The sequence below is a fragment of the Caldibacillus sp. 210928-DFI.2.18 genome, from assembly GCF_020554505.1.
Lineage (GTDB): Bacteria > Bacillota > Bacilli > Bacillales > Caldibacillaceae > Caldifermentibacillus > Caldifermentibacillus hisashii.
The window spans coordinates 22,371-38,008 of sequence record NZ_JAJCHL010000002.1 but is presented as its reverse complement, the minus strand read 5'-3'; the positions used below and the strand labels follow the sequence as shown (position 1 = coordinate 38,008).

General features: G+C 38.1%; 16 protein-coding genes. 15 read left to right on the top strand and 1 reads right to left on the bottom strand.

Annotated features, from left to right (window positions below):
* Window positions 1–25: 25 nt before the first annotated feature.
* The 8 genes from fmt to spoVM all read left to right on the top strand — a co-directional run bounded on the left by fmt (window position 26) and on the right by spoVM (window position 7,513).
* Window positions 26–973, top strand: coding sequence for a methionyl-tRNA formyltransferase (gene fmt, locus LIZ98_RS00980; protein ID WP_227138737.1), 948 nt, complete (start codon window positions 26–28; stop codon window positions 971–973).
* A complete protein-coding gene (gene rsmB, locus LIZ98_RS00975; RefSeq protein ID WP_227138727.1) occupies window positions 966–2,306 on the top strand; it encodes a 16S rRNA (cytosine(967)-C(5))-methyltransferase RsmB in 1,341 nt (446 codons plus the stop codon). Before fmt ends, rsmB begins: the two co-directional genes overlap by 8 nt.
* Before the next feature lie 67 nt (window positions 2,307–2,373).
* Window positions 2,374–3,153 (top strand): Stp1/IreP family PP2C-type Ser/Thr phosphatase, encoded by a 780-nt coding sequence (locus LIZ98_RS00970; protein WP_034769861.1) that lies wholly within the window; start codon window positions 2,374–2,376, stop codon window positions 3,151–3,153.
* Window positions 3,132–5,084, top strand: coding sequence for a Stk1 family PASTA domain-containing Ser/Thr kinase (gene pknB, locus LIZ98_RS00965; RefSeq protein WP_108897915.1), 1,953 nt, complete (start codon window positions 3,132–3,134; stop codon window positions 5,082–5,084). The genes LIZ98_RS00970 and pknB overlap by 22 nt, the downstream gene beginning before the upstream one ends.
* 27 nt (window positions 5,085–5,111) lie before the next feature.
* Window positions 5,112–5,999 carry a ribosome small subunit-dependent GTPase A gene (rsgA, locus tag LIZ98_RS00960; RefSeq protein ID WP_108897916.1) on the top strand — a complete coding sequence of 296 codons (888 nt, stop codon included), beginning with the start codon at window positions 5,112–5,114 and terminating at the stop codon, window positions 5,997–5,999.
* Entirely contained in the window at window positions 5,996–6,658 is a 663-nt protein-coding gene (gene rpe / locus LIZ98_RS00955; RefSeq protein WP_108897917.1) for a ribulose-phosphate 3-epimerase, read from the top strand. Before rsgA ends, rpe begins: the two co-directional genes overlap by 4 nt.
* Window positions 6,655–7,308 carry a thiamine diphosphokinase gene (locus LIZ98_RS00950; RefSeq protein WP_041846628.1) on the top strand — a complete coding sequence of 218 codons (654 nt, stop codon included), beginning with the start codon at window positions 6,655–6,657 and terminating at the stop codon, window positions 7,306–7,308. The genes rpe and LIZ98_RS00950 overlap by 4 nt, the downstream gene beginning before the upstream one ends.
* 124 nt (window positions 7,309–7,432) lie before the next feature.
* The gene (gene spoVM, locus LIZ98_RS00945) at window positions 7,433–7,513 is read left to right on the top strand and encodes a stage V sporulation protein SpoVM (RefSeq protein ID WP_072012668.1); all 81 of its coding nucleotides are present in this window, start codon (window positions 7,433–7,435) and stop codon (window positions 7,511–7,513) included.
* 131 nt (window positions 7,514–7,644) lie between these two features.
* Here spoVM and rpmB read toward each other — a convergent pair whose 3' ends face one another.
* Window positions 7,645–7,833, bottom strand: a complete 189-nt coding sequence (gene rpmB / locus LIZ98_RS00940) for a 50S ribosomal protein L28 (protein ID WP_034769697.1) — start codon at window positions 7,831–7,833, stop codon at window positions 7,645–7,647.
* Window positions 7,834–8,058: 225 nt separating this feature from the next.
* On the opposite strand from rpmB, the gene LIZ98_RS00935 reads away from it, so the two are divergent.
* The 7 genes from LIZ98_RS00935 to plsX all read left to right on the top strand — a co-directional run bounded on the left by LIZ98_RS00935 (window position 8,059) and on the right by plsX (window position 15,599).
* The gene (locus LIZ98_RS00935; protein WP_041846626.1) at window positions 8,059–8,421 is read left to right on the top strand and encodes an Asp23/Gls24 family envelope stress response protein; all 363 of its coding nucleotides are present in this window, start codon (window positions 8,059–8,061) and stop codon (window positions 8,419–8,421) included.
* Window positions 8,422–8,438: 17 nt separating this feature from the next.
* A complete protein-coding gene (locus LIZ98_RS00930; protein WP_108897918.1) occupies window positions 8,439–10,112 on the top strand; it encodes a DAK2 domain-containing protein in 1,674 nt (557 codons plus the stop codon).
* 151 nt (window positions 10,113–10,263) lie between these two features.
* Window positions 10,264–10,926: an L-serine ammonia-lyase, iron-sulfur-dependent subunit beta gene (sdaAB, locus tag LIZ98_RS00925; protein ID WP_041848599.1), complete on the top strand. Its 663-nt coding sequence runs from the start codon at window positions 10,264–10,266 to the stop codon at window positions 10,924–10,926.
* Window positions 10,927–10,964: 38 nt separating this feature from the next.
* Window positions 10,965–11,846 (top strand): L-serine ammonia-lyase, iron-sulfur-dependent, subunit alpha, encoded by an 882-nt coding sequence (gene sdaAA / locus LIZ98_RS00920; protein WP_034769705.1) that lies wholly within the window; start codon window positions 10,965–10,967, stop codon window positions 11,844–11,846.
* Window positions 11,827–13,902 carry an ATP-dependent DNA helicase RecG gene (gene recG, locus LIZ98_RS00915; RefSeq protein WP_227138728.1) on the top strand — a complete coding sequence of 692 codons (2,076 nt, stop codon included), beginning with the start codon at window positions 11,827–11,829 and terminating at the stop codon, window positions 13,900–13,902. Before sdaAA ends, recG begins: the two co-directional genes overlap by 20 nt.
* Before the next feature lie 129 nt (window positions 13,903–14,031).
* Window positions 14,032–14,613, top strand: a complete 582-nt coding sequence (gene fapR, locus LIZ98_RS00910) for a transcription factor FapR (RefSeq protein ID WP_034769707.1) — start codon at window positions 14,032–14,034, stop codon at window positions 14,611–14,613.
* Entirely contained in the window at window positions 14,610–15,599 is a 990-nt protein-coding gene (gene plsX / locus LIZ98_RS00905) for a phosphate acyltransferase PlsX (protein WP_108897920.1), read from the top strand. The genes fapR and plsX overlap by 4 nt, the downstream gene beginning before the upstream one ends.
* The last annotated feature ends 39 nt before the right edge of the window (window positions 15,600–15,638 follow it).

The window sequence follows — 15,638 nt, the reverse complement described above, 5'->3', positions numbered from 1 at the left end:
TGTAAGGTGAAAGGAATGGATGAAAATGGTAAAAGTTGTTTTTATGGGTACACCAGATTTTTCCGTACCGATTCTCAACCGGCTATTAACAGACGGCTATGAAGTGATTGGTGTTGTAACCCAACCGGATCGTCCTGTTGGTCGTAAAAAAACGATGACACCGCCACCGGTTAAGATTGCGGCAGAACAACACGGCATTCCTGTTTTTCAACCGGAAAAACTGCGGGATGAAGCATCACTTCAGGCTATATTAAATTTATATCCCGATTTGGTCATTACTGCGGCATATGGTCAAATTTTACCAAAAAAATTGCTTGATGCTCCAACATACGGTTGTATCAATGTCCATGCTTCCTTACTGCCCGAGTTAAGAGGCGGAGCCCCCATTCATTATGCCATTATTCAGGGAAAAGAAAAGACAGGGATTACGATTATGTATATGGCTGAAAAATTAGATGCCGGCGACATTTTAGCGCAAACGGTAGTACCCATTGCTGAAAGAGACACGGTTGGTACGCTTCATGATAAACTTAGTGAAGCAGGGGCCGATTTATTAAGTGATACGTTACCGAAACTGTTAAACGGAGAGATTACACCAATCAAACAAGATGATCGTGAAGCCACTTTTGCCCCAAACATAAAACATGAGCAGGAAAAAATTGATTGGCATAAGACCGGAGAAGAAATTTATAATCACATTCGCGGTCTCAACCCGTGGCCGGTTGCGTATACGACATTAGACGGGAAACCGATTAAAATTTGGTGGGGCGAAAAACAGCCGCGTCCAAAGATCGAACAGCCCGGGACTATTGTTGCCGTTGAAAAGGACGGATTTATCGTGGCAACCGGAAATTCAACCGCTATTAAAATTACTGAACTACAACCTGCGGGAAAAAAACGAATGCCGGCAGCACAATTTTTACTTGGAAAACCTGATTTAGAAAGAAGTATATTGGGGGTAGAAGATGAGTAAAAAGGTAAGGGAAGCGGCTCTGGATGTCTTGGAATTTGTTGAAAAAAACGGAGCTTACAGCAATCTTGTTTTAAACAATACGATCAATAAAAACAAATATTCCAGTATGGATGCCGCCTTATTAACAGAACTTTGTTACGGAACATTGCAGCGGCAAATAACCCTTGATTTTTTTCTCAATCCTTTTATTAAAAAACAAAAGCGGATTGATTCCTGGGTACGACAATTGTTACGATTATCTGTCTATCAAATGGTCTATCTTGATAAAATACCGGATCATGCCATTATTAATGAAGCTGTTCAAATTGCTAAGAAACGGGGGAATAAAGGTATTAGCGGCTTTGTTAACGGAGTCTTACGATCTGTTCAAAGAGAAGGTGTTCCTCCTCTTGCCGCCATTCAAGATTCAATCGAACGTCTTTCAATTGAAACAAGTCATCCGAAATGGCTGGTTGAGCGATGGGTTCAACAATATGGTTTTGATAAAACAAAGCAAATGTGTGAAGAAAATGTACGGCCGGCAAAACAAACCGCTCGCATCAATGAGTGGAAAACGAATATTGATTATGTGATTGAATCCCTTGGTAAGGAAGGAATTTCGGTTGAAAAAAGCTCTTCTATTCCGGTGGCGGTAAAAGCAGATAAAGGTAATTTCGTTCACTCCCTCGCATTTCAAAACGGTTTACTAACGATGCAAGATGAAAGTTCCATGATTGTTGCGTACGTTGTGGCACCGGAAAAAGGAGAAAAAATCCTGGATGCTTGTGCTGCTCCCGGTGGAAAGACGACACATATGGCTGAAAGAATGGAAAATACCGGAGAAATTATCGCCTTAGATCTGCATGAGCATAAAGTGAAACTGATTAATCAAAATGCGGCAAGACTTGGATTAACGAATATTCGAGCAAAGCAAACGGACAGTCGCCAAATGGGGACCCATTTTGAGAAAGAATCCTTTGATCGTATATTAGTTGATGCGCCTTGTTCAGGATTCGGAGTACTGAAAAGAAAACCGGATGTGAAATATACAAAAACTGAAAAAGATATTAAAAATTTAACAAAACTGCAATTGGAGTTATTAAACCAAGCTGCCCCTCTTGTCAAACCGGGAGGAATATTGGTATACAGTACATGTACAGTTGACCAAGATGAAAATCAGAGCGTAACGGAAAAATTTTTAGCCGAACATCCGGATTTTGCAGGCGATGAAACAATTTACGAGCGGGTTCCGCAAGCGATTAGACCGTTTGTACACCATCATGAGATCGAAATTTTGCCACAGTATTTAAAAAGTGATGGTTTTTATATTGCATGCTTTCAAAAGAAAGTGTAACTTTTGAAATAGAAGGTATAAAATGGAGATAAATAAACTGGTTAAGGCATATGAACGAGGTGAAATTATGAAGGTTGTCCAACGTACGGATCGAGGAAAAGTAAGAAATCACAATGAAGATCACGTAGGTATTTTTACAAATCATTCAGGACATCTGTTGGCGGTGGTTGCTGATGGCATGGGTGGCCATTTAGCCGGCGATGTTGCTAGTAAAATGACAATTGAGTTAATTCAAGACTTGTGGGACAACAATGCGCCGAATACAGAAGTCCCGGACCAAACGGAAATGTGGTTCCAACAAGCCATTCAAGAGATCAACGAAAAAATATACACCTATGCCAACGAAAATCCTGAATGTAAAGGAATGGGCACTACTTTAGTTGCCGCTTTATGCACAAATAAATTTGTCTCTATCGCACATATTGGTGATAGCCGCTGTTACATATTAAATGAACATGGATTTCGTCAATTAACTGATGATCACTCATTAGTCAATGAACTGGTCAAAAGTGGACAAATTTCAAAAGAAGATGCTGAACACCATCCACGGAAAAATGTATTACTAAGGGCATTGGGGACAGAACCATCTGTTACCATTGACACAATTACCGTTGATTTTGATATAGGTGATTATTTGATTCTTTGTACGGATGGTTTGTCTAATAAAGTATCCGATAAAGAAATTGCCGAAATTCTTAGTTTGGATGAAAAATTGGAAGATAAGGCAGATCAATTGATTCAACTGGCCAATGATAATGGGGGCGAAGATAATATAACACTGGCAATCATACATAACAGCGAATGCGAGAAAGCAGGTGATAATTCATGCTCATTGGCAAGCGAATAAACGATCGATATAAGATCATCGAATATATTGGCGGGGGAGGTATGGCCAACGTATATCTTGCTCGTGATATGATTCTCGAGAGGGATGTAGCCGTCAAAGTTTTACGACTCGATTTAGCCAATGATGATGAACTTATTCGCCGCTTTCATCGTGAAGCACAATCTGCCACAAGTCTTGTTCATCCGAATATCGTTAATATTTATGATGTCGGTGAAGAAGACAACATTTATTATATTGTCATGGAGTATGTTGATGGAGAAACCTTAAAACAATATATCCAAAATCATTTTCCCATACCCATTGAAAAGGTCATAGATATTACACTGCAAATCACATCGGCAATTAGTCATGCACATCAAAATAATATTATCCATCGAGATATTAAACCGCAAAATATTTTGATCGATAAAAAAGGAAATGTGAAAATAACGGATTTTGGTATTGCAGTTGCCTTGACATCAACAACGATTACCCAAACGAATTCTGTGTTGGGAACGGTTCATTATATCTCTCCTGAGCAAGCTCGGGGCGGAGTAGCAACAAAAAAATCTGATATTTACTCTTTGGGCATCGTTTTATTTGAGTTATTAACAGGCAGACTTCCATTCTCAGGTGAATCGGCAGTTTCCATCGCACTGAAACATTTGCAAACTGAAACTCCTCATCCGCGAAGTTGGAATCCGTCCATTCCACAATCTGTTGAAAATATTATTTTGAAGGCGACGGCCAAAGATCCGTTTTACCGATATGACGACATTGAAGAGTTTAAAGCTGATTTACTTACTTGTCTTGACCCGTCACGTATCAACGAGCCTCCATTTGTTTTACCTGTAGATGAAGAAGCAACAAAAGTAATACCGGTTATAAAAGAACCAAAAGAATCAAAGGAAGAGCTTAAGATTGATAATGATTCGGGAAAAGATAAAGGAAAGAAAGATAAAAAGAAAAAAAAGGGAAATAAACAAAAACGAAAAAAATGGCCGTTTGTATTAATTTTCACTTCCCTACTTATTATTTTAATGGGTATTCTTGTATTAACAACAGATGTTTTTGGTGCGAAAGACGTAAAAGTTCCCGATGTTCGCAATATGAAATTAGATGATGCCATTAAAGAACTAGAAAAAGCCAATTTTGTTATCGGTGATACGATTGAAAAGCCGGATGATAAGATTCGGGAAAATTACGTCATAAAAACAAATCCAAAAGCAGGGAGTATGAAAGCGGAAGGCAGCAAAATTACGATTTATGTCAGTACCGGGAAAGAAACAATAGAAATGGAAGATTATCGCGGAGAACAATTTGACGAGGTTCAAGCATTATTAACTGAACAAGAATTAAATTTTAAAAGCATCGAGGTAAATGAAGAATACAGTGACAAGGAAGCAGGAATCATTCTTGACCAAAATCCCGCACCCGGTAAAAAGGTTGTTCCGGAAGATACCGATTTAGTTTTCACTGTAAGTAAAGGTGATCAAAGCATTTCACTAAAAGATTTAACGAATTATTCAACAGAAGATTTAAATTATTATATGAAAGCGACCGGTATCAATATAACAACGACAGAACAATACCATGATACGATTCCTAAAGGTAACGTGATTAGTCAAGACGTAAAACCCGGAACTTCTTTAAAAAAGGGTGCCACTGTCCATGTTGTTGTTTCAAAAGGAAAAGAAGAAAAACCGCCTAAAACGGTGACGATCGATATTTCCGTTGTTTATACAGGGAATCCGGAAGAAAAACAAGTACAACACGTGCAAATTTTTATAGATGATATGAATCATGACTTTTCAGTACCTTATGAAACATTTGATATGACAGAAACAACGAGGAAAAGATTTGATCTCGTGATTCAACCAAATTCAAGCGGCAGATATAAAGTTGTTATCGATAACCAAGTTGTTCAAGATCAAGTCGTTCCATATGAATAACAATTAATATAATAAAAGGGTGATGCTATGCAGGAAGGAAAAATAATTAAAGCATTAAGTGGTTTTTATTATGTGAAAACGGATGACGGTATTTTTCAATGTCGGGGAAGAGGTGTCTTTCGGAAAAATAAAATAAATCCGTTAGTCGGGGATAATGTTGAATTTATTGCAGAAAACAGGCAAGAAGGATATATTCTCGATATAAAAGAGCGGGAAAATGAACTGGTTCGACCACCAATTGCCAATGTTGATCAAGCTATTCTCATTTTTTCTGCCAAAAATCCTGATTTTAACACAACACTATTGGATCGTTTTTTAGTGTTAATCGAAGCGAACCACATTCGTCCGGTTATTGTCATTACAAAAATCGACCTTCTGAATGAACGTGAATTGGTTAACATGGAAAATTTTGTCAATGATTATAAACAATTAGGCTATGAAGTTGCCCTTGTTTCTTCAACAAAAGGAGAAGGTATGCAACAATTTTTCCCGATCCTAAAAAATAAAATTTCCGTTTTTGCCGGTCAATCCGGTGTCGGCAAATCATCTTTGTTAAATGCACTCCGGCCTGACTTGAAACTGGAAACGAATGCGATTTCCAAACATTTGGGGCGCGGCAAACATACTACTAGACATGTGGAATTATTGGAAATTGGCGGGGGGCTGGTCGCTGATACCCCCGGCTTCAGCTCATTGGAATTTAAAACCATTGAGGTGGAGGAATTGTCGTTCTTTTTTCCTGAAATGAAGGAACGTATCAATGACTGCAAATTTCGGGGTTGTCTCCATTTAAAAGAACCGGACTGTGCGGTCAAAGAAGCTGTGAAAAATGGAGATATTAAAGATTATCGCTATCAGCACTATCTATCCTTTTTAGAAGAAATCAGACAAAGAAAGCCGAGGTATGAAAAATGATCAAAATTGCACCATCGATATTGTCAGCTGATTTTTCAATTTTAGGGAAAGAAGTAAAAGATGTAGAAAAAGCCGGTGCGGATTATATCCATATTGATGTCATGGATGGTCATTTCGTCCCAAACATTACCATCGGACCGTTAATTGTTGAAGCAATAAGACCGGTCACTTCTTTACCATTTGATGTCCATTTAATGATTGAAAATCCGGAAAAATATATTCAAAATTTTGTCCGTGCCGGTGCTGATATTATATCGGTTCATACAGAGAGTTGTCGACATCTCCATCGCACCATGTATCAAATAAAAGAGCAAGGGATAAAAGCCGGTGTTGTTTTAAATCCCGCGACTCCCGTAGAAATGATCCGTGATGTTTTAACGGATATCGATTTAGTCTTATTAATGACAGTAAATCCGGGATTTGGCGGGCAAACTTTTATACCAAATGTATTAAAAAAGATTGAACAAGTGAAACGATGGAAAGATGAGCAAAATTTAACATTTGAAATTGAAGTTGATGGCGGCATTAATGATGAAACTGCAAAACAGTGTGTGGAAAAAGGTGTAGACGTGTTAGTTGCCGGTTCTTATATATTTAATAATAAAAATCGGGAACAAGCCATTGAGATGATTCGAACAAGAGTCAGTGAAGTTCAATGATCGTACATATTGTTGCCGGTGGTCCGGAACGATTCCTCCCTGATTTTGAAGAGTATAAAACTGAAACAAAGATAAAGTGGATTGGTGTCGATCGAGGAACAAATTATTTAATGGAAAGAGGCATCCATCCGGATATGGCGATTGGCGATTTTGATTCCATCTCAAAAGAGACGCTTCATGCACTGAAAGATAAGAATATACATCTTCTAAAATATCCGTCAGAAAAGGCTGAAACGGATATGGAATTAGCTTTACAACATGCTTTAAAGCTGAAACCTGAAATCATTCGTATTTTCGGTGCAACCGGCGGAAGACTTGATCATTTTTTGGCAAACATTCAACTTTTTAGTGTTTCAGCTGAAAAAGACCCGTCTATTTCCATCATGATTATTGATCAAAAAAATGAAATAGAAATTAAAAATCCCGGTACATTTGAAATAAAGAAGTCTTCTGCTAAACCATATATTTCCTTTGTTCCCGTTACAAAAATGGTCGAAAATCTGACGTTGGAAGGCTTTAAATATCCTTTGAAAAATCGTCATATTTTTTTCGGATCGACATTATGTATAAGTAATGAACTTATTTATGATTTCGGTACTTATTCATTTACAAATGGCATATTATTAGTAATAAGAAGTTGTGACGATTAGGAAAAACAAGCCTATTTTATTCATTGAAATGTACTTTTCGGATATATTGGGAATATGATAGGGATATATTCGGATAGTCATATGTCTACGGATCCTATTGTTTGTATCGGGGAGGGAATATTCATTGAAATTTTACACAATTAAATTACCTAGATTTCTTGGTGGGTTTATAAGAGCGATATTAGGTACTTTTAAAAAAGGATAAGTAAGAAAAGATCACTTACTGAACCTTTGTTGGAATGAATCTGACAAAGGTTTTTTCTTTCCATATGATTGAACTCAAGTTTTATTTAAGCAAAAATAAAAAGGACATCTTTTTGTGATGCCCTTTCTTTATTAAACACGTTCAACCTTCCCGGATTTTAGAGCACGAGCAGAAACGTATACACGTTTTGGTTTCCCGTTTACTAAAATACGAACTTTTTGTAAATTAGCGCCCCATTTACGGCGATTAGCATTCAGTGCGTGGGATCGTGCGTTACCAAAAGAAGCTTTTTTACCTGTAACAATGCATTTGCGAGCCATTTATGTCCCCTCCTTACTTAAAACCGTTATACAATATGAAAACTAATTGTTAAAGATACTAAAATACTTTACCATATATTATACAATAATGCAACAGCTTGAAAAAGTGCTTGACATCTTGTTTCCGTTCACGTTTATATTATTAAGGGACAGCTTGTCTTTTAAAATGAGGATTGTTATAGTAAAATAAATCTAGCAGTTGAAACTGAAAAGGGGGAACCTGTCATGTCCATTGAAATTAAAACAAATTACGGACATATTGAAATCTCAAATGAAACCATTGCACAAATTTGTGGTGGTGCTGCTGTAGATTGTTACGGTATTGTAGGAATGGCTTCAAAAAATCAAATTAAGGATGGAATTTCAGAAATATTACGGAAAGAAAATTATTCAAAAGGCGTCATTGTAAGACAAGAAGATGACCTTACGCATATCGATTTGTATATTATTGTTGGTTATGGAACAAAAATTTCTGAAGTTGCTCATAATGTTCAATCAAAAGTAAAATATGTACTTGAACAAACAATTGGTTTAAAAGCTGATTCTGTCAATATATTTGTCCAAGGTGTTCGGGTAACGAACCCGTAGGTAAGGAGGAAAAATTAGTGTCTATTACTATGATAGATGGGAAACGTTTTGCAGAAATGATCTTCTATGGAGCAAATCGTTTGTCTCAAAACGCTAAATATGTAGATTCTTTAAATGTCTTCCCTGTTCCTGACGGTGATACAGGTACAAACATGAATTTATCCATTCAGTCAGGGGCAAAAGAAGTTAGAAACAATATTGTGCCTCATGTAGGAAAGGTTGGGCAAGCTTTATCCAGAGGTTTACTCATGGGTGCCCGCGGGAATTCCGGAGTGATTCTATCACAGCTATTTCGGGGTTTTGCAAAAGCGATCGAAGCGAAAGAATCACTTGACATAACAGATTTTGCTGAAGCACTTAATGCAGGAGTTACAACTGCATATAAAGCTGTTATGAAACCCGTGGAAGGGACGATACTTACAGTTGCCAAAGATTCCGCAAAAAAAGCTTTAGAGGTTAGCAAAACAACAACGGACATGACTGTTTTAATGGAAGAAGTCGTTAAAGAGGCAAAAGCATCATTAAAACGGACGCCCGAACTGCTACCGGTTCTAAAAGAAGTCGGGGTTGTTGACAGTGGTGGGCAAGGTCTCGTTTTTGTTTATGAAGGATTTCTTGCTCAATTAAAAGGTGAAAAGGTTGATGAGCTGACAACTGCTGAGGTTTCAATGGATCAACTGGTCAAACAAGAACACCATAAAAGTGTGCAAGGCTTTATAAATACCGAAGACATTGTATACGGGTATTGTACCGAATTCATGGTAAAATTTAAGGATAGTAAATTGAAAAATCACCCGTTTTCAGAGGAAAAATTTCGCAATGATTTAAGTGAATATGGTGATTCTCTTCTTGTTATTGCCGATGATCAACTTGCAAAAGTACATATTCATACAGAACAACCCGGTGTTGTTCTTACATATGGACAACAATACGGTGACCTTATTAATCTGAAAATCGAAAATATGCGTCAGCAGCATACAACGATACTCGAAAATGACAAGGTGAATACTGTTCAGGAACAGCAAAAACAACCGTCAGAATACGGGATTGTAGCTGTTTCAATGGGAAGCGGTATTCGTGATCTTTTTAAAAGTATCGGGGCCGAAGTAGTGATTGAAGGCGGTCAAACGATGAATCCAAGCATCGAGGATATCGTGAAAGCTATTGAACAAGTGAATGCTGAAAAAGTTTTTATCTTACCAAATAACAAAAATATTATTTTAGCCGCTGAACAGGCAAGGGACGTTTGCGACCAGCAAGTAATTGTCATTCCTTCTAAAACAGTTCCTCAAGGGTTAGCAGCTTTACTTGCATTTAATCCGAGTGTAGATGCTGAAAAAAATGAAAAAGCAATGAATGATGCTTTGAAAACCGTAAAATCAGGTCAAATCACTTTTGCGATCCGTGATACGATGATTGATAACTTAACGATTAAAAAAGATGATTATATGGGAATTGAAGAAGGCTCCATCGTTGTATCCAATCGTGACTTAAATGTTACTGCGAAAGAATTATTAAATAAAATGTTGGATGAAGATAGTGAGATTTTAACAATCATCAAAGGTGAAGAGGCAACAGAAGAACAGACAAAAGCAATTGTCCAATTTGTTGAGGAAAAATTTCCGGAAGTTGAAATTGAAATCCATGATGGAAAGCAGCCGCTCTATCAATTTATTTTTTCTGTGGAATAATTGTTATAACCAAAGGTCCTTTATTTCGGGACCTTTTTCTTTTTGTACTCATTTACATTTGATTTTTCATATTAATATAATATGATTAGAAATGTATATAATTTATTTTATGTTGATTTTAAAGAATATGACCTACGAGGGAGGCATTCGTGTGAAATTCCGCAGTGTTTTTGATATTATTGGTCCAATTATGATCGGTCCATCCAGTTCGCATACAGCCGGTGCACTCCGGATTGGAAAAGTTGCCAGAAACTTGTTTGGTAGAAGACCCAAATGGGCACATATTCATTTATATGGATCTTTTGCAGAAACTTATAAAGGTCATGGAACAGATGTTGCCATTGTCGGGGGTCTGTTAAATTTTGATACATTTGATGATAGACTTATCAGGTCTTTTGAAATTGCCAAAGAAGAAGGACTGGATTATGCATTTTTTATCGAACAAGGGATTCCCGACCATCCAAATACCGCAAAAATTGTAGTAGGCGATGAATTGGGTGAACTTGAAGTTGTCGGTATTTCTGTCGGTGGCGGGAAGATCGAAATAGCGGAAATAAACGGATTTAAATTAAAATTAACCGGGGAAAATCCTGCCATCGTCATTCTTAACAATGATCGGTTTGGTTGTATTGCTAATGTAGCTAATATCCTGGCAAAACATGAGATCAACATCGGCCATATGGAGGTTTCCCGGAAAGAAAAAGGGAAGTTGGCTTTAATGGTGTTAGAACTTGATGAAAATATTAATAACGAGATAATGGACGAAATTCATGCATTACCGAATATCCTGCAAGTTGCGAGAATTGTAGAGTGACAGACAGCAAGAACTTACAAGAAGATAGGGGGATGTATATGCTTTTCAAAACAGTCCGTGATTTAGTTGAACTTGCGGAAAAAGAAAATAAAAAGATCAGTCATATTATGATTGAACAAGAAATGTTAGTAACAAAGAAAAGTCGTGAAGAAATTATTGCCCAAATGGATAAAAATCTTCAAATAATGGAAAATGCGGTTCAGAAAGGTTTGTCCGGGGTAACTTCACATTCCGGATTAACCGGAGGCGATGCAGTACTTTTGCAAAAATACATTGAAAAAGGTAATCATTTATCAGGAGATTTGTTACTTCAAGCGGTAAGTATGGCGGTGGCAACAAATGAAGTAAATGCGGCGATGGGAATGATTTGTGCAACGCCGACTGCCGGTAGTGCCGGGGTTGTTCCCGGAACATTGTTTGCTGTCAAAAATAAATTTCATCCGTCTCGGCAAGAAATGATTGAATTTTTGTTTACTGCAGGTGCTTTCGGGTATGTTGTGGCCAATAACTCGTTTATTTCCGGAGCGGCTGGCGGCTGTCAGGCAGAGGTCGGTTCAGCGAGTGGAATGGCAAGTGCGGCAATTGTTGAGATGGCCGGGGGGACACCAAGACAATCCGCTCATGCAATGGCCATTACGTTAAAAAATATGCTCGGGTTGGTTTGTGATCCTGTTGCAGGACTTGTTGAAGTTCCGTGTATAAAAAGAAATGCGATGGGGGCAGCCAATGCAATTGTTGCCGCCGATATGGCACTGGCAGGAATTGAGAGTAAAATCCCTTGTGATGAAGTCATTGAAGCTATGTTTCGTGTCGGGAAGATGATGCCGTCCAGTTTGCGAGAAACAGCACAAGGCGGCCTTGCCGTAACGCCGACAGCCTTAAAAATTCAAAAAGAAATTCATGCCGGAGGAGAAAAATAACGTGGGTGCAAGATTGAAACAACCGGTAAGCATGGTAAAAGGAATTGGAACGGAAGCGGTACAATTACTGGCTGATTTAAACATTTACACGGTTGAAGATTTACTCATGTATTTTCCTTACCGCTATGATGATAACCGGATTCGTGATTTGGCCGAAGTCGGGCATGATGAACGAGTCACTGTTGAAGGAAAAGTGATCAGTCAACCTTTACTTAGCTATTACGGTCGTAAAAAATCACGATTATCGATCAAGATCATGGTTGAAAATTATGTGGTCACAGCTGTCTTTTTTAACCAGGCCTATTTAAAAAACAAAATCAATATAAATGAGACGATTACTGTTACAGGAAAGTGGAATCGACACCGACAACAAATCTCTGTCATTTCTTATCACCTCGGTTCAACGATCCATACAAATGCCATTGATTTCCAACCGGTCTATTCAGTTAAAGGCAATTTAACCGTCAAAGGTTTGAAACGATTTATTCGCCTGACATTTGAGCAATTTGGAAATGAAATCGAAGAAACATTGCCCCCTCATTTGCTAAAACAATATCGTCTTTATTCATTAAAACAAGCCGTCCGGGCATTGCATTTTCCACAAAATGCATTGGATATAAAGCAAGGCCGCAGAAGGATTGTTTATGAAGAGTTTTTACTGTTTCAATTAAAAATGCAAGCTTTAAGGAAATTTGAGCGAGAAAATCAGCAAGGTGTAGAAATTCCCTACAAAAATGAATTATTAAAAAGATTTATTGCTGCATTGCCATATCCTTTAACAAATGCACAAAAACGAGTCATAAACGAAATTTTGAAAGATTTACGGTCTCCGTATCGCATGAACCGTTTGCTCCAAGGTGATGTCGGTTCCGGAAAAACAGTTGTTGCCGCCGTCAGTTTGTATGCTGCTGTTACGGCGGGTTTTCAAGCTGCATTAATGGTACCGACAGAAATTTTAGCCGAACAACATGCGAATAGTTTACAAGCGATGTTTTCTCCATTTCATATTCAAGTTGCCCTGCTTACCGGTTCAACAAAGAAAAAGGAAAGAGCAGAAATTTTGCAGGGATTACTTGACGGAACTGTTTCTATTGTGGTGGGGACCCATGCATTAATACAAGATGAAGTTAACTTTAGAAAATTAGGACTTGTCATCACTGATGAACAACATCGCTTCGGGGTGGAACAAAGACGAATTTTACGGGAAAAAGGTGAATATCCTAATTCTTTATTTTTGACCGCGACCCCCATCCCCCGAACACTTGCCATTACGGCCTTTGGTGAAATGGATGTTTCAATCATTGATGAAATGCCTCAAGGCCGGAAAAAGATTCTTACGTATTGGGTAAAACCGAATATGTTTGAGCGAGTTTTGGCGATGATGGAAAAAGAACTTCAATCAGGTAGACAAGCTTATGTGATTTGTCCGCTAATCGAGGAATCAGATAAATTGGATGTGCAAAATGCCATTGATGTACACGCCCAGCTTGTTCAATATTTTCGTGGCCGTTACCGAGTCGGGTTAATGCACGGCCGGCTCAGATCGGATGAAAAAGACGATGTGATGAAATTGTTTAGCGAGAATAAAGTGCAGATTCTTGTTTCGACAACGGTTGTGGAAGTCGGTGTGAACGTCGCTAATGCAACCATGATGGTGATCTATGATGCGGAACGTTTCGGGTTGGCACAATTACATCAATTAAGAGGCAGAGTTGGCCGCGCTGAACACCAGTCTTATTGTATTTTGTTAGCCGATCCGAAATCTGAAGTCGGGAAAGAACGGATGAAAATTATGACGGAAACAACGGATGGTTTTGTATTGAGCGAAAAAGATTTAGAATTACGTGGACCGGGTGACTTTTTTGGTAAAAAGCAAAGCGGCTTGCCGGAATTTAAAGTGGCAGATATGGTTCATGACTATCGGGCTTTAGAGACGGCAAGACAAGATGCCTATCACTTGATTGAATCCCCTGCCTTTTGGAACGATCCTGAATATCTCTATTTACGAAACTATATTGTGGAGTCAGGCGTCATGTCCGGGGAAAAACTCGATTGATTGAGAAACAGGTATTTTCGAAATGAAAGTTATGATTCTGAAGACTTATTAAATTTTTCCCTTGCATTCTATTTTTTGCTTATATATACTACTATTAGTACCTAGTCATAAAATTAGAGTGGAGTAAGTATGAGACTAAATAAAAAAGAACGACAAAGGCTCTTAAAAGAAACCATTTTGGAAAATCCATTTGTTACCGATGAAGAATTGGCTGAAAAATTTTCAGTCAGCATTCAAACCATCAGGCTGGACCGGTTAGAGTTAAATATACCTGAACTTCGAGAACGTATAAAAAATGTTGCACAAAAGAATTTTTCAGAAGAAGTACGATCTTTACCAATTGAAGAAGTCATTGGAGAAATTATTGACATCGAGCTGGATGAGCACGCTATTTCTCTATTGGATATTAAAGAAGAACATGTTTTTAAGCGAAATAACATTGCTCGTGGACATCATTTGTTTGCTCAAGCAAATTCCCTTGCCGTTGCCGTCATAAATGATGAATTGGCCTTGACGATAAAAAGTAATATTCAATTTATCCGCCAAGTGAAATTAGGGGAACGAGTTATTGCAAAAGCGAAAGTAGTAGAGAAAGAGATGGAAAAAGGAAGAACCGTTGTTCATGTGGAAAGTTTTGTGAATCACGAACTCGTATTTAAAGGTGAATTTCACATGTACCGTCCAAAACATAAAGAAGGTGTGCAAAAATGAATATAGCGATAGATGCAATGGGTGGCGATCATGCTCCTGAAGCAGTAATAAAAGGGACGCTCAAAGCAATCGAAAATTTCCCTGATTTACATATTACATTAATTGGCAATGAAAAAAAGATAAAACCATATCTTTCATCAAGCGACAGGATTCACATGATTCATACAGAAGAAGTGATTTCAGGTGAAGACGAACCGGTCCGTGCCGTTCGCAGGAAAAAAGATGCATCCATGGTTCTAATGGCAAAAGAGGTTGCAGAAGGACGGTGTAACGCTTGTATTTCTGCCGGAAATACGGGAGCGTTGATGGCAAGCGGTTTGTTTATCGTCGGGAGAATTGACGGAATTGAACGTCCTGCCCTGGCACCAACATTACCGACGATTGACGGAAAGGGTTTTTTACTGTTAGATGTTGGTGCCAATGCTGATGCAAAACCGTCTCATCTTTTACAATATGCCTATATGGGTGCAATTTATAGTGAAAAAGTGCGGGGGATAAAAAATCCGCGGGTCGGTTTGTTGAATATCGGGACAGAGTCAAAAAAGGGCAATGAATTAACTAGACAAGCATATGAATTATTAAGCGATGCAAAATTAAATTTTATCGGTAATATTGAAGCGAGAGAATTGATGAATGGTGTTTGTGACGTTGCCGTTACTGACGGTTTTACCGGCAATATGGTGTTAAAAACGATTGAAGGGACTGCATCATCTGTATTCAAAATGGTCAAAGAAGTATTGATGAGCAATTTCAAAACAAAAATGGCGGCAGCTGTCATTAAGTCTGATTTAGGAAAATTAAAAAGCAAAATGGACTACTCGGAATATGGAGGTGCTTCACTTTTCGGTTTAAAAGCACCTGTCGTAAAAGCACATGGTTCTTCGGATGAATTAGCTTTTTTCCATGCCATACGTCAAACAAGAGATATGGTAATGGGTGAAGTTCCTCTTAAAATTGCTGAAGCTGTTAAAGACATAAGTAAATAAATATTTATCTATTCAAAATGGAAATAGAGAAAGGAGCCG